At 42.5% G+C, this 19,693-nt stretch carries 17 protein-coding genes and 1 pseudogene; 14 read left to right on the top strand and 4 right to left on the bottom strand.

Going from position 1 to position 19,693, the window contains the following annotated elements; translation table 11 throughout:
- The first annotated feature begins 1,517 nt into the window (after positions 1 to 1,517).
- Genes EGC80_RS17455 through EGC80_RS17445 form a run of 3 tightly spaced genes read left to right on the top strand, consistent with a single transcriptional unit; the run spans position 1,518 to position 4,226 of the window.
- Positions 1,518 to 2,264, top strand: coding sequence for a (Fe-S)-binding protein (locus tag EGC80_RS17455; protein WP_101031805.1), 747 nt, complete (start codon positions 1,518 to 1,520; stop codon positions 2,262 to 2,264).
- 8 nt (positions 2,265 to 2,272) lie between these two features.
- Positions 2,273 to 3,661: a lactate utilization protein B gene (locus EGC80_RS17450; protein WP_101031803.1), complete on the top strand. Its 1,389-nt coding sequence runs from the start codon at positions 2,273 to 2,275 to the stop codon at positions 3,659 to 3,661.
- Position 3,662: 1 nt separating this feature from the next.
- Positions 3,663 to 4,226 (top strand): LutC/YkgG family protein, encoded by a 564-nt coding sequence (locus tag EGC80_RS17445; RefSeq protein ID WP_101031800.1) that lies wholly within the window; start codon positions 3,663 to 3,665, stop codon positions 4,224 to 4,226.
- A gap of 257 nt (positions 4,227 to 4,483) precedes the next feature.
- Here EGC80_RS17445 and EGC80_RS17440 read toward each other — a convergent pair whose 3' ends face one another.
- Positions 4,484 to 5,383: a LysR family transcriptional regulator gene (locus EGC80_RS17440; protein WP_124011571.1), complete on the bottom strand. Its 900-nt coding sequence runs from the start codon at positions 5,381 to 5,383 to the stop codon at positions 4,484 to 4,486.
- Positions 5,384 to 5,724: 341 nt separating this feature from the next.
- On the opposite strand from EGC80_RS17440, the gene EGC80_RS17435 reads away from it, so the two are divergent.
- The 6 genes from EGC80_RS17435 to EGC80_RS17410 all read left to right on the top strand — a co-directional run bounded on the left by EGC80_RS17435 (position 5,725) and on the right by EGC80_RS17410 (position 15,086).
- Positions 5,725 to 6,369: a GntR family transcriptional regulator gene (locus tag EGC80_RS17435; protein ID WP_101031794.1), complete on the top strand. Its 645-nt coding sequence runs from the start codon at positions 5,725 to 5,727 to the stop codon at positions 6,367 to 6,369.
- A 55-nt stretch (positions 6,370 to 6,424) separates the two neighbouring features.
- Positions 6,425 to 7,303 carry a methylisocitrate lyase gene (gene prpB, locus EGC80_RS17430; protein ID WP_101031792.1) on the top strand — a complete coding sequence of 293 codons (879 nt, stop codon included), beginning with the start codon at positions 6,425 to 6,427 and terminating at the stop codon, positions 7,301 to 7,303.
- A 104-nt stretch (positions 7,304 to 7,407) separates the two neighbouring features.
- Complete coding sequence (gene prpC / locus EGC80_RS17425) at positions 7,408 to 8,532, top strand: bifunctional 2-methylcitrate synthase/citrate synthase (RefSeq protein WP_101031790.1); 1,125 nt, start codon at positions 7,408 to 7,410, stop codon at positions 8,530 to 8,532.
- Between the two features lie 103 nt (positions 8,533 to 8,635).
- The gene (gene acnD / locus EGC80_RS17420; protein ID WP_124011570.1) at positions 8,636 to 11,230 is read left to right on the top strand and encodes a Fe/S-dependent 2-methylisocitrate dehydratase AcnD; all 2,595 of its coding nucleotides are present in this window, start codon (positions 8,636 to 8,638) and stop codon (positions 11,228 to 11,230) included.
- Between the two features lie 86 nt (positions 11,231 to 11,316).
- Complete coding sequence (gene prpF / locus EGC80_RS17415; protein WP_124011569.1) at positions 11,317 to 12,486, top strand: 2-methylaconitate cis-trans isomerase PrpF; 1,170 nt, start codon at positions 11,317 to 11,319, stop codon at positions 12,484 to 12,486.
- A 437-nt stretch (positions 12,487 to 12,923) separates the two neighbouring features.
- The gene (locus EGC80_RS17410) at positions 12,924 to 15,086 is read left to right on the top strand and encodes a cation:proton antiporter domain-containing protein (RefSeq protein WP_233768539.1); all 2,163 of its coding nucleotides are present in this window, start codon (positions 12,924 to 12,926) and stop codon (positions 15,084 to 15,086) included.
- 135 nt (positions 15,087 to 15,221) lie between these two features.
- Here the strand turns inward: EGC80_RS17410 and EGC80_RS17405 are convergent.
- From EGC80_RS17405 to EGC80_RS17395, 3 genes and pseudogenes are all read right to left on the bottom strand, one after another.
- Positions 15,222 to 15,353: pseudogene (locus EGC80_RS17405) on the bottom strand (thioredoxin-dependent thiol peroxidase); the annotation flags it as partial.
- Between the two features lie 372 nt (positions 15,354 to 15,725).
- Positions 15,726 to 15,998, bottom strand: coding sequence for a hypothetical protein (locus tag EGC80_RS17400; protein ID WP_124011568.1), 273 nt, complete (start codon positions 15,996 to 15,998; stop codon positions 15,726 to 15,728).
- Between the two features lie 23 nt (positions 15,999 to 16,021).
- Complete coding sequence (locus tag EGC80_RS17395) at positions 16,022 to 16,258, bottom strand: helix-turn-helix domain-containing protein (RefSeq protein ID WP_123882985.1); 237 nt, start codon at positions 16,256 to 16,258, stop codon at positions 16,022 to 16,024.
- 100 nt (positions 16,259 to 16,358) lie between these two features.
- On the opposite strand from EGC80_RS17395, the gene EGC80_RS17390 reads away from it, so the two are divergent.
- The 5 genes from EGC80_RS17390 (at position 16,359) to tnpC (ending at position 19,609) form a co-directional block, all read left to right on the top strand.
- Positions 16,359 to 16,868, top strand: coding sequence for a hypothetical protein (locus EGC80_RS17390; RefSeq protein ID WP_124011567.1), 510 nt, complete (start codon positions 16,359 to 16,361; stop codon positions 16,866 to 16,868).
- Positions 16,865 to 17,320 carry a DEAD/DEAH box helicase gene (locus tag EGC80_RS17385; protein ID WP_124011566.1) on the top strand — a complete coding sequence of 152 codons (456 nt, stop codon included), beginning with the start codon at positions 16,865 to 16,867 and terminating at the stop codon, positions 17,318 to 17,320. Before EGC80_RS17390 ends, EGC80_RS17385 begins: the two co-directional genes overlap by 4 nt.
- A 49-nt stretch (positions 17,321 to 17,369) precedes the next feature.
- Positions 17,370 to 17,672, top strand: coding sequence for an IS66 family insertion sequence element accessory protein TnpA (tnpA, locus tag EGC80_RS17380; protein WP_124011565.1), 303 nt, complete (start codon positions 17,370 to 17,372; stop codon positions 17,670 to 17,672).
- Positions 17,669 to 18,019: an IS66 family insertion sequence element accessory protein TnpB gene (gene tnpB / locus EGC80_RS17375; RefSeq protein WP_124011564.1), complete on the top strand. Its 351-nt coding sequence runs from the start codon at positions 17,669 to 17,671 to the stop codon at positions 18,017 to 18,019. The genes tnpA and tnpB overlap by 4 nt, the downstream gene beginning before the upstream one ends.
- Before the next feature lie 84 nt (positions 18,020 to 18,103).
- Positions 18,104 to 19,609, top strand: coding sequence for an IS66 family transposase (gene tnpC, locus EGC80_RS17370; RefSeq protein ID WP_124011563.1), 1,506 nt, complete (start codon positions 18,104 to 18,106; stop codon positions 19,607 to 19,609).
- Positions 19,610 to 19,693 lie beyond the last annotated feature (84 nt).

Here is a 19,693-nt window from a genome sequence, read left to right as displayed (position 1 = left end):
ACAATAAATTAAATTTTTTATAGGCAAAAATGTTTTTTTATTTCAATTTTAAAGTCATATTTCTTCGCCATAAAAACTCATACAAGTAAATCTATTAACAATATCATAACTTAAGCTAAGATCACTTTGATTGACGTCAATCTTAATAGCGCTAATTTTCGTAGACTCGCAATCGTCGTACATTTTATGTCCGCAGAGGATGAGTTATTGTGCAATATCAAAAATAAAATATTGGATAATGCTATAAAATACAGTTTGTTAACAAATTTCTACCATAGGCTAAAATGGGGTGTGGTCAACTTAGTTTGCTATCCTCGACATTGACTGTTCATAAACACTTTGCTGCATGACGTAATCATCGGCCTATAATATTGAGAAATAGGCTTTAGCATGATAGAACTCACTCAAATCAAGTAGCGTTCAAGATGGTAAAGCAAACTGGCTAACAAGCTTTGGAACGCAAATGAGTTAGTCTGTTCCGCCAGCGCGCGTTTAGCCCCATAAAAGTGACAAACTTCATTATCTGCAGACAGTTAGCCATAAAAAAAAGGCCTCTATATTAATAGAGGCCCAATAATCTTATTCAGATTAAAAACGATACCTTTAATTTGCATCCATCCCCATTCCCATAGTAAATAAATACAGAGTAAAGTCACCAAGCATAGTGTAGACATTTGATTGCGACTCAAAGTCATCAACCAAACAACGCCAAAGTGTCGTATCAAACAGGTTATAACATCAGTGTTAAATATGTTATTTAAATCGGGGGAGATGTCACTGACGTCACCCATCAACTGAGTCTGCTGAATCTACCCAAGCAGGGCAATCAAATAGTGCCAAACTGCGACACCATGTCGCAGTTAATATGAGAGGCCCTTTACATTAGGTGAACCTTTCACATTACCTAATCTGTTGATGTTGTAATGGCCTTGATATTGATTCCGCTCATGTGTGGCAAAAATACCAGTTATGCCATGGTAGGCGTCTCATTATGATAGCGCCTAAACGGTGTGCACTGACTAAATAAAATGCTCTGATTAAGTATCTGCTGTGAATGAATATTCATAAATTTATCGATGGTTTAGTCAAATAAAAACGATATTGAAATCTGTAAGCAACTCAATTTAATGGGTCGGTGCATCCAGAAAATACTCACTAAGGTGCTAGCTATTTATCAATATTTTGTTAAGTGAACTGCTGGGATTAACGTTATTGTTATTAATAATTTTTGTTGAATTAACCAATGACTTTTTCTCGATTCATCATCATTCATATCAACAATAAAGCCTAAATTTAAGTGCGTCATAGTGTCGCGTAAACTAGGCTTAATTTTAACGCCGATATTCAATATTACAAAAATGGAAAAGTCTGTAGCGATATTTGTTAAATTAGCACTACATTTTATAAGGGTATCGGAATACATTGTACCTACGATTATGAGTTGTTGGTCATGATGTTGAATAGCTCAATGTGATTTGACTCATGTTTAATGACGCTTTTGGGGATAACACCGCCTTATGAAAATAGCACTATTTATACCTTGTTTAGTGAATCAAATGATGCCCGATGTGGCCATCGCAACCCTGACATTATTGGAAAAGTTAGGCCATGAAGTGATTTTTCCGCCAGGGCAAACCTGTTGCGGCCAACCGATGACAAACTCAGGCTGTTTTGATGAAGCCAAAAATACCACGCTTAAATTACTCAATGCATTTAAAGGTGTTGAGTGTGATGCCATTGTATGTCCTGCTGCCAGTTGCCTTGTGGCAGCCAAAGAAAACTTTCACGAATTTGATGGTAGCCAAGAGGCACAAGCTGTCATCAGTAAGCTTTATGAGTTGACCGAATTTTTACATGACATCGCGCCGATTAAAACCTTCAAGCGTTCAGTGGCGGCTAAAATTAGTATTCAAATGAGCTGCCATGGGATCCGTATGCTTAATTTGGCGACGCCCACAGAACAAATGGGTAAAAAACGCTTTAATAAAGTGGAAGCTGTGTTGGCCAACATTGCTGGGCTCGAGATTGTCTATCCGGCGCGTATCGATGAATGTTGTGGCTTTGGTGGCACGTTTGCCGTAGATGAAGGGGCGGTCTCCGCTAAGATGGGTAAAGATAAAGCTCAAGCCCATGCGGCAACGGGAGCTAAATATGTGGTGGGGTTTGATCCCTCATGCTTGTTGCATTTAGATGGCATGATCCGTCGCCAAAAATTACCGATAGAAACCCGTCACATTGCCCAAATCATTAATGATGCACTGTAGGAGCGACCATGACTGAATTATATTCTGCATCCGGTTCAAAGGTGCATGCCCATAAAGCTGAAATTTTTTGCCGCGATGAAACCCGTGTCGATTGGCATTCTAAAGCCCTTTGGGCATTACGTGAAAAACGTGATCGCGCCGCGGGCAGTATACCCGAATGGGAACAATTAAGGCTGCTAGGCTCACAACTTAAACTTCATACCTTGAGCCACTTAGCGGATTACCTTGAACAATTTGAACAACAATGCCTTAGCAATGGTATTAAGGTGCATTGGGCTAAAGATGCTCAGCAACATAATGAAATTGTCCAAGGTATTTTAGCTCAACATAAAGTTAAGAAACTGGTTAAATCAAAGTCGATGTTAACTGAAGAATGCCATATGAATCCGTATTTAGAACGCCATGGCATTGAAGTGGTTGATACCGATTTAGGTGAACGCATTATTCAGTTAGCCAATATGCCACCATCGCACATTGTAGTGCCAGCCATTCACATGAAAAAAGAAGAAGTGGGTGAGTTATTTCACCAACAGTTAGGCACTAAAGCCGGTGAATCAGATCCTTTGTATTTAACCCGTGCTGCTCGAGCGCATTTGAGAGAGAAATTCCTCACTGCCGACGCCGCCATGACCGGTGTCAATATGGCCATTGCCGATCAAGGTGCTATCGTTGTGTGTACCAACGAAGGTAACGCTGATATGGGCGCTAACTTACCTAAGTTGCAATTGCACTCAATGGGCATCGATAAAGTGGTTCCTAATATGGATTCTGTAGGGGTGTTGTTGAGGACACTGGCCCGAAATGCCACAGGGCAACCCATTACCACCTATTCATCGTTTTACCGTGGTCCACAAGATGGCGGTGAGATGCACGTGATCATTGTTGATAATGGCCGAAGCGATATGATGAAGGATAAAATTTTAGCCGAGTCGCTAAAATGTATTCGTTGCGGTGGCTGCTTAAACACTTGTCCTGTATATCGCCGTTCAGGTGGTTATAGCTATAACTACACCATTCCAGGCCCTATTGGTATTGCCGTAGGTGCCAAGCATGATGATACCAATTCTATCCCTTGGGCATGTACGTTATGTGGCAGTTGCACTTACGTGTGCCCAACGATGGTGCCTTTGGATAAAATTATTGCTCATCATCGTCGTTTAAAAGCGGAGGCCAAGACCTTGCCTTATGGCAAAGGTAGCTATATGCCGTTAGTTGGCCGTTTTATGGGCAATGAAACCTTAATGAATACCTCTATGTCAGCAGCAAGATTAGCATTGCGGGTATTACCGGGAAGTTTACTCAAGCCATTTAGCGGTGCATGGGGGAAATATCGCGAATTACCTGTCGCGCCAGAGTCAAGCTTTGCCACCTGGTATAACAAGAATCGGAGCCGTTAATATGTCTAATAAAAATAGTATTTTATCTGAACTATCGAAATCGGCATTGGATAATCATGCCATGCCAGACATTGATGTAGTTGCTAATAATGATGATCTTGTTGGCCAATTTAGCGCAAGTTTAAAGACAGTCGCAGGGACGCTTCACAGCGAAGGCGGCTTAGTATTGCTACAACAGGCCGTCGATGATCTGATAACACAAAATATGCAGGTGATCTCGTTGATGGAGGGGATTAAAGGCAATCGTCAGGTGCCTGCAACCGCTCATGATCTGGCGGATATTGATTATGCGGTTATTCCAGGCGATCTTGGTGTGGCCGAAAATGGGGCTATTTGGGTCAATCAACCCAGTCATCGAGTGACGCCGTTTATTTGTGAAAACCTTATTCTTGCCATATCGAAAGATAATATTGTCGCCAATATGCATCAAGCGGTTAAACAAGTATCGCTGCAACAAGGTGAGTTAGGATTATTTATATCTGGTCCGTCTAAAACCGCTGACATTGAACAAGCATTAGTGGTGGGGGCCCATGGCGCCTGTAGTTTAAATGTGTACTTATACTAGGCATTAGTAACTAGTAGCTAGTGACTAGTTACGAGTTATTAGGTGCTAGTCATTAGTTGCTAGTCATTAGTCGCCAGCTGTTAGTTGCCAGTGATGCCATTGACTGAGTGTGTCAGTCGATGGCATCACGCTAACCTATAGCAATATAATTCGAATCGCTTAGGTTAGGAAAACGCCCGCTATTGAAGCAAAATATTCAACTTCAACTTCAACTTCAACTTCGCATGCAAATTTAAAGTATCAAAAATCGAATCGAGTTAGAACAAGTCGAAGATAGTGGCTGCACGTTGCTGCATAAACTCAATAAACAACTTCACTTTTAATGGTTGTTGGCGACGTTGATGATACAAAATACTGATGCGACGATGCTCACCAGCCCATTGTGGTAATACATGCACGAGTTCACCGTTCAATAATTGCTGTTTCGCAAATAATTCAGGGCCATATAAAATCCCGCCATCACCGACAGCTGCCCGTATTGCGCCGTGTAAATCCCCTAGGGTTAATTTAGCGGGACCATCGTAATAATACTGCTCACCATTGTGATGTTTTAAGGTCCAGTTAAACAGCGGCCACACTTTAATTAACTGATAATCAACTAGCTGCTGCGGATGGTGCAGCTCAATGAGTTGCTTAGCATATTCAGGTGATGCATATAGGCCGTAGTTTAATACCCCCAATGATGTAGATACCCAAGATGAGTCTGGTTGTGCGCCACCGACAATGGCAACGTCGACTCCTTCGTCAATTAAATCAATGGTGCTGTTATTTTGGGTGATGTGCAGTTGAATGTGCGGATGTTGTTTCGAAAAGTCGTTGATGGCCTCAATTAATATCATCGAGGTTATCGAGACGGGCGTAGATATCCGTAGGGTGCTTTGCGGCTCGTTTATGGTTTGACCACAAATACGATCAAATTGTGCCACTACATTATGGTAACGATCAAATAACGCGCCGCCTTCTTCAGTTAATCGCAGCTTTCGCGTGCTGCGCATAATCAACTGAGTATTAAGGCTTTGTTCCAATTTACTTATCTTGCGGCTGACAGTGGCAATGGGCAACTGTAACTCTTGTGCAGCAGATGAAAAACCACCTGCATTGACCACATGGACAAACAAATGGATCAATTCAAGTTGGCAAGCTAAGTGTTGGCTCATCAAGAGACCCTTATTGTATTTATCGTTCTATTAATCGATACATCAATCTCTTTATATCATTGAGTGTAACGCAACATAGGGTGTAACAGATAGCTGAGTGAGCATCGAACCACAATGGTGTGATGAGTCATACCTCGGCGGCTAATATTAGCATGGGGTGAGGTAAGGTGTATTGAGTGACATCATAAATTAGGAATGGCTAACGCTTTAGGGTTAATTAGATTAATTGTCGACAAAAAGTACCATTTAGGGTTGTTATACGTTACAAAGGTGCTATATTGTCGACAACTTGTTTTGTATAGCTGTTTTTAATGTCTGTTTTTATTATCCAAGGTATAAATATGATCCAGCCGATTACTTCTGCAGATAAGACCTTCGTAGCCCTTAGAGACGATATAGTCGAAGGTCGTATTCAGGCTGGCTCTAAATTGAGCGAAACTGAATTGTCGACAAAGTACGCCGTGAGTAGAGCCGTGATCCGTGAAGCCATTAACCGCTTAGAGTCGTGTCATATTGTTGAGCGTAAAGCCAACGTAGGCGCTCGTGTTGTGGCGTTATCTCCACAAGGGTTGATAGAGCTGTATCAAGTGCGTGAATCACTTGAAGGCATGGCTGCACGTTTAGCGGCAAAGAACATGACCGATGTCGAAATTACCGATTTAAACCATTTATTACAATCCCACTTTGACGAGGTCAAAGGGGGCGAGTCTTATTATCAAGAAGCCGGTGATGTTGATTTTCATTATCGAATTATTTTAGGCAGTAAAAATAAACACCTAATTTCAATGCTGTTTGATGGCATTTATCATTTAGTGCGCATGTACCGGGTGCAACTTAGTATGGCCGGTCCGAGAGTGACCACCGCCTATGATGAACACAAACACATTGTTCAGGCCATTTTCAATCGTGACGCAGAATTAGCCGAAATGCTGATGCGCCGCCATATTATGTATTCTAAAAACAGTATCGAACATAAATTATCGTAGCGATTTGCGTGTAGCGTTTTACGCCCACAGCCATAATTACAAAGAGGAAAATATCATGAGTGCAGGTAAAAAATTTCGTCAAGCCTTAGCCAACAATAATCCACTGCAAATTGTTGGTGCCATTAATGCTTATACCGCCATGATGGCAAAAAAAATTGGTCATCAAGCGATATATTTGTCTGGTGGTGGCGTGGCTAACGCCTCTTATGGTTTACCCGATTTGGGCATGACATCGCTAAATGATGTGCTGGTTGATGTACAGCGGATTACGTCTGCCTGTGACTTACCTTTGCTGGTGGACATTGATACCGGTTGGGGCGGGGCATTTAATATTGCTAAAACCATTCGTGATATGGAAAAAGCCGGCGCAGCAGCTGTGCACATGGAAGATCAAGTGGCACAAAAGCGCTGCGGCCATCGTCCTAATAAAGAAATTGTGCCAGTAGAAGAAATGGTTGATCGGATTAAAGCGGCAGTCGATGCCCGCATTGATCCAGATTTTTTCATTATGGCGCGTACTGACTCATTTGCTCAAGAAGGTCTCGAAGCCGCCATAGAACGTGCAAAAGCTTATGTTGCTGCTGGTGCTGACGGTATTTTTGCTGAGGCCATTAAAACCGAACAACATTATCGCGCGTTTGCTGAAGCACTTGATGTGCCTATTTTGGCCAATATTACAGAGTTCGGCCAAACCGAATTATGGAATAAGCAACAATTAGGCGAGTGGGGTGCATCTATGGTGTTATACCCATTAAGCGCGTTCCGTGCGATGAACAAAGCAGCTGAAAATGTTTACAGTGCAATTTTAATCGATGGTGACCAAAAAGCCGTGGTTGATACTATGCAAACGCGGATGGATTTGTATGACTATTTAGGTTACCACGATTATGAGCAAAAATTAGACAGTCTATTTGCCGAAGGTAAAAACAAATAACCACCCAGCACAACAGATTGACAGGTTTACGACTAAAATAAAAAATACCCTACAATCGCGATTTAGCAGCGCTAAATCGCGAACAGCATAGAAAGGAAGATATTATGGTAGACAAGAAATTATCAGGCGCAGGATTACGCGGTCAGAGTGCTGGCGAAACAAAATTATGTACTGTAGGTAAATCAGGTTCAGGCCTGACGTATTGCGGTTACGATGTTTCTGATTTGGCTGATAACGCTACCTTTGAAGAAGTCGCTTATTTATTATTTAACGGCGAACTGCCTAGCCAAGCGCAATTAGCTGCTTATAAAACCGAATTAACAGCGCAGCGTGATTTACCCGATGCCCTTAAAGCGGTATTAAAACTCATTCCTGCTGATGCGCACCCAATGGATGTAATGCGCACCGGTTGCTCGTTTTTAGGTAACCTTGAGCCAGAAGTCGATTTTACTCAGCAGAATAAAGCCGCCAATCGCTTGTTAGCCGCATTCCCAGCGATCATGTGTTATTGGTATCGTTATAGCCATGACGGTGTAGACATTGATTGCACCACCGATGAAGACTCATTAGGCGGTCATTTCCTCAAACTACTGCACGGTAAAACCCCGTCAGAGATGCACCGTAAGGTGATGGATGTGTCACTTATTTTGTATGCAGAGCATGAGTTTAACGCTTCAACCTTTACTGCACGAGTATGTGCCTCGACACTATCTGATATGTATTCTTGTGTTACCGGTGCGATTGGTACATTACGTGGTCCTTTGCACGGTGGTGCTAACGAAGCGGCGATGGACATGATCCAAAAATTCAGTTCGCCAGCTGATGCTAAAGTGCAAATGGCGTTGATGTTAGCCCGCAAAGAAAAAATCATGGGCTTTGGCCATGCCATTTATAGCGAGTCGGACCCTCGTAATGTGATCATTAAAACGTGGTCAGAAAAACTGGCTCATGAACAGGGTGATACGTCGCTATATGACATTTCTGTCGCCTGTGAAGAGTTTATGTGGGACACCAAAAAGCTATTTTGTAATGCGGATTTCTTCCATGCCTCGGCTTATTATTTTATGGGCATTCCAACCAAGTTATTTACCCCCATTTTTGTCTGTTCACGTTTAACGGGGTGGGCGGCACATGTGATGGAGCAGCGCTCGAACAACCGCATTATTCGTCCAAGTGCTGATTATGTTGGTAGCGAACCTCGTAAAGTGGTTCCTATCAGCCAACGCTAATTTGATGATCGCGTCATCATCATGATGACGCGACTTTTTCGATGATCATCTATTAATTATCACATATTGATCACCGATCGCCGAATTTACTGTGGATGTTGTTATGAATACTGATTATCGTAAACCTTTACCTGGCACAAAATTAGACTACTTTGATACCGAAGAAGCCGTTGATGCTATTGCGGCCGGTGCTTATGCCAAACTGCCTTATTGTTCACGGGTGTTTGCCGAAAACTTAGTCCGTCGTTGTTCTCCTGAGACGCTTACTGATTCGTTAAAGCAGCTTATTGAACGCAAAAGTGACCTCGACTTTCCGTGGTACCCGGCCCGTGTGGTGTGTCATGATATTTTAGGCCAAACCGCATTGGTTGACTTAGCCGGTCTGCGTGATGCCATTGCTGAAAAAGGTGGCGACCCTTCAAAAGTAAACCCAGTGGTACCGACCCAATTAATTGTCGATCACTCACTTGCGGTAGAGCATGCCGGTTTTGAAAAAGACGCGTTTGAGAAAAACCGTGCCATTGAAGATCGCCGTAATGAAGACCGCTTCCATTTTATCAACTGGACTAAAACCGCCTTTAAAAACGTCGATGTTATCCAACCCGGTAACGGCATTATGCATCAAATTAATTTAGAGCGTATGTCGCCTGTGGTACATGCACTCGATGGTGTGGCGTTTCCAGACACCTTAGTGGGCACCGACAGTCATACGCCTCACGTGGATGCATTAGGCGTTATTGCGATTGGCGTAGGTGGCTTAGAAGCTGAAAGCGTCATGCTAGGACGTGCATCTTACATGCGTCTGCCTGATATTATTGGGGTTGAGGTTACGGGTAAGCCGCAACCTGGCATTACTGCCACCGATATAGTACTTGCGTTAACTGAATACTTACGAGCGCAAAAAGTAGTGTCATCGTATCTTGAGTTTTATGGTGAAGGTACCAGCCATTTAACCCTTGGCGATCGTGCCACCATTACCAATATGACCCCAGAATACGGCGCCACCGCGGCAATGTTTTATATCGATAGACAAACCATCGATTACTTAACCCTAACGGGTCGTGACGACGCCCAAGTTAAATTAGTCGAAACCTATGCTAAACAAGCGGGTTTATGGGCAGACACCTTAACGGGTGTTGAATATGAGCGGGTACTGCATTTTGACCTATCGTCAGTCGGTCGCAATATTGCTGGGCCATCAAATCCGCATTCTCGGGTGCCAACCTCAGAATTAGCGGCGCGTGGCATTAGTGGCGTGGTTGAAAACGAACCGGGTAAAATGCCCGACGGTGCAGTCATTATTGCCGCCATTACCAGTTGTACTAACACCAGTAACCCACGCAACATGATAGCAGCTGGTTTATTGGCTCGTAATGCCAATGCACGTGGCCTATTACGTAAACCTTGGGTGAAATCGTCACTGGCACCTGGCTCAAAAGCGGTGCAATTGTATTTAGAAGAAGCCGGTTTATTACCTGAGCTTGAACACTTAGGTTTCGGCATTGTCGGCTTTGCTTGTACCACCTGTAACGGCATGAGCGGCGCGCTTGATCCGGTTATTCAACAAGAAGTGATTGATCGCGACTTATACGCCACAGCAGTATTGTCGGGCAACCGTAATTTTGACGGCCGTATTCATCCCTATGCCAAGCAAGCCTTTTTGGCATCACCGCCATTAGTGATAGCCTATGCCATTGCTGGTACGATTCGCTTTGATATTGAAAAAGATATCTTAGGCATCGATAACCAAGGTCACTCGGTCACCTTAAAAGATATTTGGCCAACCGATGAAGAAATCGATTCGGTTGTCAAAGCCAGCGTCAAGCCAGAACAGTTCCGTAAAGTGTATGAGCCAATGTTCGACATTAAAGTGGAATATGGCAGTCACATTAATCCGCAATATGATTGGCGTCCACAAAGTACCTATATTCGCCGTCCACCTTATTGGGATGGAGCATTGGCGGGTGAGCGTACCATGAAAGGTATGCGTCCATTAGCCGTTCTGGGCGACAACATCACTACCGATCATTTATCGCCATCAAACGCGATTATGCTCGACAGCGCTGCAGGGGCTTACTTACACAAAATGGGCTTACCAGAAGCTGATTTTAACTCTTATGCTACCCACAGAGGCGATCACTTAACCGCCCAACGAGCCACCTTTGCTAATCCTAAATTGTTTAACGAGATGGTGCAGGAAAACGGCAAGGTTAAACAAGGTTCCCTGGCGCGCCTTGAGCCAGAAGGCCAAGTGACACGCATGTGGGAAGCGATTGAAACCTATATGGAGCGAAAGCAGCCACTGATTATTATTGCTGGCGCTGATTATGGCCAGGGTTCGTCACGTGACTGGGCGGCCAAAGGTGTGCGTCTTGCTGGAGTTGAAGTGATTGTTGCTGAAGGGTTTGAGCGTATTCACCGCACTAACTTAGTCGGTATGGGTGTGTTACCGCTTGAGTTCACTGCAGGTCATAATCGTCATACTTATCATATTGATGGTACTGAAACCTATGATGTTTTGGGTGATCGCAAGCCGGGTGCCATGTTAAAGGTGATCATGACGCGTAAAAACGCTGAGCAAGTGACCATTCCTGTTAAGTGTCGTGTTGACACTGCCGAAGAGTTGTCAATTTATGAAGCTGGCGGTGTATTACAGCGCTTTGCCCAAGATTTTCTAGCGTCTGAAGGCTCGAAGTAATCATGTCGTTACCGCAAACCCTTATCTCGATTAATGATCAACAGGCATAAGGGTTTGCTTATTTTTAAGCTTAACAGGAATATCTGATGACTCATTTACCACAAATGAAAATTCCCGCGACGTATATGCGCGGCGGCACCAGTAAAGGGGTATTTTTTAGTTTAACCGACTTGCCTGCTGCAGCCCAAGTGGCTGGGGCTGAACGTGATGCGTTATTACTGCGAGTCATTGGCAGTCCCGACCCTTACGGTAAGCACACTGATGGCATGGGCGGCGCGACCTCAAGTACCAGTAAAACGGTGATTTTATCTAAAAGCACTCAAGCAGATCACGATGTTGATTACTTATTTGGCCAAGTCTCGATTGATAAGCCGTTTGTCGATTGGAGTGGTAACTGTGGCAATTTGACCGCCGCGGTGGGTTCATTTGCCATCAGTAATGGGTTAGTTGACGCTCGTCGGGTGCCGCAAAATGGCACCGCAGTAGTGCGTATTTGGCAAGCCAATATTCACAAAACCATTATCGCTCATGTACCGATAACCCACGGTGAAGTACAAGAAACCGGTGATTTTGAACTCGATGGCGTGACGTTTCCTGCTGCTGAAGTGCAAGTCGAATTTCTTGATCCTGCCGACGGTGATGGTGCAATGTTTCCGACGGGTAATGTGGTTGATGAACTTGACGTACCTGGCGTGGGGACTTTTCTAGTCACCATGATCAATGCCGGTATTCCGACGATTTTCATCAATGCTGCAGATATTAACTACCTTGGCACTGAGCTACAAGACGCCATAAACAATGACGATAAAGCCTTAACCATGTTTGAAACCATTCGTGCTTATGGCGCGGTTAAAATGGGCTTAATAAGTGATATCGACGAAGCTGTCGCTCGTCAACATACGCCGAAAGTCGCCTTTGTTGCGCCTGCCGCTGACTATGTGTCATCAAGTGGCAAAAGTGTGACAACCACAGATATCGACCTGGTCGTTAGGGCATTATCTATGGGGAAATTACACCATGCCATGATGGGTACCGCTGCGGTGGCTATTGGCACTGCGGCTGCCATTCCGGGGACGCTAGTTAATTTGGCTGCCGGTGGGGGAGACAGAACGTCCGTACGTTTTGGTCATCCATCTGGAACTCTGCGCGTTGGTGCACAGGCTGAATTAGTGCAAGGTCAATGGCAAGTCAAAAAAGCCATCATGAGTCGCAGTGCGCGGGTACTGATGGAAGGTAAGGTGAGAGTGCCACAATAGTCACGGCTCTGTTTATTACCCAAAACCTCGGCATGTCCGAGGTTTTTTATTTTATCGATAAATAAACAGCTTAACTTGACACAAAAAAGAATATTATTTTATTAGAAACAATATTTTATGTGAAAAACGTTATCTTGTTATAAAATTGTAATCTAAGTTAAAAAATGCTTGATCCCTTAGGCAAATTAGTATGTCATATGCTGAGTTTATTTGTCCCAATATTGATGCGTATTAAGTCATCTTTATGTCATTAAAAAAGTCTCTAATTAAGGAGCTACCTCGTTGTTGTGATCCATTAAATACACTAAGTTCTTTTTAATCTTGTTAACTTAAAAGTTAATAAGCGAGACGATTATTAATCATTCATGTATTAACATGAAACAGATTGCTGACAGAGTCAATGAATGGCGCCGAGGGCAATACAAAAGGAAACAATTATGGTTGAACACATTACCGGCATGCTGGCATTAATCGGTGTGCTGTCGCTTTTGTGTCAATGGGTTGGTTGGAAATTACGTCTACCAGCAATTTTACCACTTCTATTATGTGGTCTACTGTTAGGGCCAGGGTTAGGTGTATTAGATCCAGATGAAATTTTCGGCGATTTATTGTTTCCTATTATTTCTTTAGGTGTTGCGGTCATCCTGTTTGAAGGGGCACTAACACTTAATTTTAAAGAAATTAAAGAGCATGGCCGCATGGTGACACACCTCGTCACGATCGGCGCTTTTATTACTTGGGCGTGTATTGCGCCCGCCGCCCATTACCTTCTCGGTTTTGATTGGGCTATCGCCATGTTATTCGGCGCATTAGTAGTGGTAACGGGTCCAACCGTGATTGTACCAATGTTGCGCACCGTAAAACCCAAATCAAATTTGGCCAGTATTTTACGTTGGGAAGGTATTGTTATTGATCCCATTGGTGCGTTATTAGCGGTACTTGTTTTTGAGTATATTGCCGCCGCCGCCGATCCAACCACTCATGTATTGAATGCGTTAGGGCTAACCTTACTGCTTGGATTTGGCTTAGGCGCTGCGGCCGGTTTTTTGACCGGTATCGCAATCCGTAAAAACGTGTTTCCACATTATTTGCGTAATACTGCCGTGCTCACCATCATGCTGGGTATTTTTGTCGGTTCTAACATCTTACAAGAAGAGTCTGGTCTGTTAACCGTAACCGTTATGGGGATTTGGTTAGCCAATATGCGTGGCGTAGACATCGCTGATATCCTCGAGTTTAAAGAGACCCTAACGGTACTGTTAATATCAGCGCTATTTATTCTATTGGCGGCTCGTCTTGATTCGGGGGCGATGCTTGATCTTGGTTTTGGTGGTCTTGGCGTACTATTAGTGGCGATGTTTATTGCGCGTCCATTAAGCATTTGGATTTCTGGCTTAGGCACCAACTTATCGTCAAAAGATAAGTGGTTTTTAAGTTGGGTTGCACCTCGCGGTATTGTGGCGGCAGCCATTTCATCTTTATTTGCAATTAAGTTAGAGTCGGTTGGGTTAGAAGGCGCGAGTTCGATTGTGCCGTTAGTATTCTTAATCATTATTGGTACGGTAGTGATCCAAAGTTTAACCGCCGGTCGTTGGGCGGCATTTTTAGGGGTAAAAGAAGGCTCAAACCAAGGGGTATTGATATTTGGAGCATCAAAATTCTCCCGTGAACTGGCTTTAATTTTAATTTCCAAAAATATTAAGGTCATTTTAGCCGATAACAACTGGGACAACATTCGTCAAGCGCGCATGGTCAATATTCCGGTATATTTTGGTAATCCTGCCTCAGAGCATGCCACTAATTACATGGACTTAAGTGGCATTGGCCGAGTGTTAGTGATATCGCCTTACCGTCAGTTAAATCCGTTGGTAATATTTCACTTCCAAGATTTAATGGGCACAGAAAAAGTTTATGGTTTAAATAATGCTGACAGTGCGAGTGCTCGTCATCAGTTGTCTGAATCCTATCTAAAACGCTTATGTTTGTTTGGTGAGAATATCTCTTATGCCAAGATTGCCACTTTAATGGCAAAAGGCGCGGTACTGAAAATAACTAACATTACCGAAAACTTTACCTTTGCACATTTCAAAAAACGCTATGGAGAAACGGCTATGCCTCTGGTTTATTTAACGAAAGAAGGTAAAGTTAAAGTGTTCTCTGGCGTTGAAGCGATTGTTCTCCCTGTGGGTATCGAGTTAATTAGCTTATTGCCGCAAGAAGCACAAGATCAAGCGGTTATTCAGCGAGCTGTAGATGATGAAGCGGAGCGGAAAACCAAAGCATTAGTTGAAGCAGATGCAAAAGTGGCAGCTGAAGCGAGAGTCGTTCGTGAAGCACAAGAAGCGCAGCTTCGTGCAATTGAAAAGTCACGCCGTAAAGAAGAAGAGCTTGCTCTGTTTGAAGTGGATGAAAAAGCCCGTTTATTAGCTGAAAAAGCGACACTAGTGCAGCAGGAAACCAGTGCGTTATCCAATAAGTTAACTGAACAAGAGGTTGTCAAAAAGACCGCTAAGGATCAACTCGCCGCAACACCCGTTGACGATGCGACTCGCGATACTGTCTGTGAACTTAAAACCGGCGAAGAACCTAAAGTGGTGTAATTCACTGTGAGGTGATTATTAGTGACATTTCGTCTTAATTAGCTTGATAATAATGTAAAAGGCTTAGCAGTTGCTAAGCCTTTTTGTTGCTCATGCAAGGGTCATGTAACTGTCATACGATGGGATTGAGCTGAATTAATCTGCCAGTGTCGCTAATACCACTTCATGATGATCTTTGGTTTTGAACTTGTTGAGTACATGGCTAACGTTACCATCAGTCCCCACGACAAAACTTAAACGGTTAATACCATCGTAAATTTTACCCATAAGCATTCACCCTTGCTAATTGTTTTAGACGAAATAGTTGACATTTAATTATAAAAACTATCTTTAACAGTTAGTTATGTTCATATTTTAGTTTGCATTTCATACATCAGATCAATTGTCATATTTTTTTGTAAATTGAGTCAATTTTAACGATTTAAGAATACAAATTGTCATAAAAAGTCGATCAACGCTGTGAAAGTAAAAGCTAGCACACCTTCGAAGAACAGCTGTTACTTACTGCACTCTTTTTGTAACCTAGAGGATTAACTGCAGGTTGAGCAAGTGTTTAATCTAGCATCTCTAGAGATTTTTGTATCATTTATATAAAGAGACATTCGATTGTTTTACGCAAAACCTCCGTCTTCGATTTACTTAATTTAAGTCAGAATATGCTGAGATAAATCTTTTTTCACATGCCTCTATAGCCGTCATGTTACCAAATGCACCAAAGGCTGGAATCGGTTTGTTTAACCAGTTAAATGCTTCTTGAGAGCTACCACTCCAAGATATCAAAAGTGAAGACAAATCGATTACTTCTTCTTTTGAATAATAAAGACTCAGTAACTTTTGAAGCTCTAACCTATACCCATTAGGTTTAATCCTCGTAGCCAAACCATATGACCTACATAATGAAGATGAAGCCATATCGATTACATATTCCTCGCTTGTTAACTTACTTCCACCTTATAACTACACTTAGGTGGCATAATTTCATCAAATTCGCAATCGAGTGCGATTGCCAGTTTATACAGCGTTTCTAATTTGACATTGACAAGCCCACGCTCCATTTTTCCATAGTTCCCTCTTTCAATACCAGCCAATGTAGCAAAATCTTCTTGAGAATAACCTGCATTTTTACGCTTTAATCTTAGCATTTTGCCAAAATCAGTTACTAAATCATTCAACCTATTTTCCCTTCAGGTAAAATGAATAGATTTTCATGTTGAGGTGTAAGCACCACGCCCTATAATACCCATTATTGAGTTTATTTTAGGTCCTGTCGTAATGTTAGATCCCGTTGTAGCTCAAGTCATTGAAGCTAGAAATTTTGACAATTTCACTACAAGTGATGTTAGGTCAGCTTTTCTGGTATTAAAAAAAGATCCTAAACTTGAGCCAAGTTGCGTGAGACGAATGATCTATGCTGAACTCTTAAAGCTCGTTAGAAAGGGCTGGCTGAAGAAAAATATCTCTAAAATTAAAGGCCCAACACGGTTTAGTAAAACCAGTATTTTTGATGCTAATTATTTACAGATAAAATCTATAAGTAACGAATCAATAGCTGTGACTAAAACAGATGTCCATCATCAAAAATTATTAGAGAAGTTGGTTTGCTATAAGGCCGAGTTGTTACAAAGCATTGGAGAGTCAGAGGCCTACAAAGAAATTTACTTAGACATGCCGGAACTAGTTGACGAGATCCAACCCAAATATCATATGGCAAGAGATAACAATACGAAGCTATTAGGCAAGATTAAAGCTATAGAAGATATTATTAGACAGAGAACAACATGAACCTTAGACATTGGCAAGAGCAATGTATTAATCAAGCATTGAATAAGTATTATACCGAAGATCAACATTTTTTAACGCTTGCTACTCCAGGAGCCGGTAAGACATTAATGGCATCTGCTTTAGCTAATGAACTTTTAAAAAATAACATCATAGATTTGGTTATCTGCTTTTCTCCTTCTGCGATTGTTGCTCAAGATTTTGCCGAAAGCTTAGAAACACAAGTTGGAGAAAGATTTGATGGACTTATGGGAGCAAAGGGGCGGTCGTTAACTTACCAGAGTCTTCAGTATCTTGATGACCAATTTTGGCAGTTATTTAAATCAAACCGCATATTCGTAATTTTCGATGAAATCCATCACTGTGCAGGCTCAAACCTCGAAAATGCTAATTCTTGGGGTGAGCGAATTCTACTAAATATTCGTAAGCGCTCAATTAACCGCACATACCAATAATCTTCAAATGTGACATGATTATTTCCTAACTAAATCTAGGAAAACAATCATGTCAAAAAACGATAAAATACAATACTGGCAACGCATTTTTCAGCAGCAAACTGAAAGTAAATTAACCAAAGCTGAATTTTGTAAAACCAATGACTTAACCCTATCTACATTTTATGCGTGGACTAAAAAACTTAACCCGCATTCGTCATCAACTAAGCAAAAAGTGGTGCCGCTGATTTTTCCTGAAATTAAACCTGACCAGCCACTCACGCTGGCATTGCCCAACGGCTATCTGTTTTCTTTTCCAGCCTCATTAGCGCCAAGCAAATTACAACAATTTTTACGCGTGCTATCAGCATGACACCACATAAGCAGATCTATCTTGTTACCGGCCATACCGACATGCGTAAAGCCATTGATGGCTTATCTTTAATCGTCAGTGATGTATTGGAAATGGATCCGTTGAATCAAGCCTGGTTTATTTTTTGTAATCGCCACCGGGACAAAATTAAGATTTTATTTTGGGATACTAATGGTTTTTGGCTTTACTATCGGCGGCTAGAAAAAGGTCGCTTTAAGTGGCCTGGCGCTAACGACGAACAAGACGCGCTGACAATCAACCAGCATCAGCTAAATTGGTTACTATCAGGCTTATCGTTAGAAGTATCCCATGGGCATAAACCCTTAAATGGCCTGACAGTGAGGTGATCATCACTGGATCGCTAAATAGCGGTTGCATGATCAAATACAGCAGGCAAACTAGCGCTATCTATTGGTCTTGAACGCTAATTAATGACAACTGAACAGCCTGATAATATTGAACAACTAAAAAAAATGCTGGCAATGTTGCAGCATGAAAATCAGGTGCTCAATGCTAAAAATAAAGACTTGGAAAACCGCCTTAATATCGCTTTGGAACAATTGCAACTCAACCGCAATAAGCAGTTTGGTCAACGCAGTGAGAAAATGCCGAAAGGCACATTCAATGAAGCTGAGCAGGATCAATCCACAAATAAAAATGAAAATAAACAACAAGGTAAAACGGGTCGAAAACGATTACCTGAGCACCTTGAACGTGAAGAAAGATCTTATACTCTTGACAGCCCTATGTGCGATTGCTGTGGTCATGTGATGCGTGAATGCGGTGTGCAAGAAAGCGAACAAGTCAACATTATTCCAGAGAAGATCAGCGTCATTAAGCACAGGCAAACCAAGTATGCTTGCCGTGAATGTGAAACAACATCAACCAGTACCTCTGTCATTACCGCGCCTAAGCCTGCACAGCCGATCCCCCAGAGTATCGCCAGCCCTGAAGCGCTTGCGGCTGTGGTGACCGCCAAATACTGTGATGCCCTACCGCTTTATCGGTTAACCGACATATTTGCCCGTGGCGGTTTAAATATTAGCCGCGCTACACTGGCCAATTGGTGCATAGCCAGTGCCGAATTAGTTAGGCCGTTAATTGCTGCGATGAAAGCTAATCTACTCGCTCAATCAACGCTGTGCGCAGATGAAACAACGGTGCAAGTATTGGATGAACCAGATAGAAAAGCAGCAACTAAATCCTATATGTGGGTCTATCGCAGCAATGAATTTAGCGATAACCCTGTTGTTATTTATGATTATCAACCGAGTCGTGCACGCAGTTGTCCAGAAGCATTTCTAGCAGATTATGCCGGATATTTACAATGTGATGGTTACAGTGTTTACGACAATATAGAAGGAATAATGCCAGTCGGGTGCTGGGCACACGCCAGACGCAAATTCCACGATGCCTTAGCGGTGCAACCGAAGAAAACCGGCAAAGCAACAGTCGGTATCAATTATATTCAAAAACTGTATGCAATAGAAAAGCGGGCAAAAACATTACCGCCCGATAAGCGAAAATCACTCCGGCAGGAAAAGGCTGAGCCAATCTTAACATCGTTGCATGAATGGTTAGAAAAAAGCGAGAAAACAGTCCTGCCCAAAAGTAAAATTGGGGTAGCAATCAAGTACACATTGAATCAGTGGGAAAAACTGAGGCGTTACCTTGAATCAGGTGAATTAGGCATTGATAATAATGTCACTGAACGCGATATCAGGCCGTTTACGACGGGGCGGAAAAACTGGATGTTCTGCCAATCGGTAAATGGTGCAAAAGCCAGTGCTGCACTTTATAGCTTGGTGATGACTTGCCGTGCCAACGATATTAACCCGTACTTTTACTTCCAAAAACTTTTCACGGAACTGCCACAACGCGATAAATTTGCTGATTTAAGTGATTTATTACCTTGGCATGCCGATCTAAAAGCTTGATGATATCGGGCTCCACCGCTTAATTGACCGCTTACAAATATTCGTGATAAAGCTAAATTTACCTTAGCATTAACAGGAACTCCT

Source organism: Shewanella psychromarinicola (assembly GCF_003855155.1).
GTDB classification, from domain to species: Bacteria; Pseudomonadota; Gammaproteobacteria; order Enterobacterales; family Shewanellaceae; genus Shewanella; species Shewanella psychromarinicola.
This window is presented reverse-complemented; position numbering and strand designations above follow the sequence as displayed.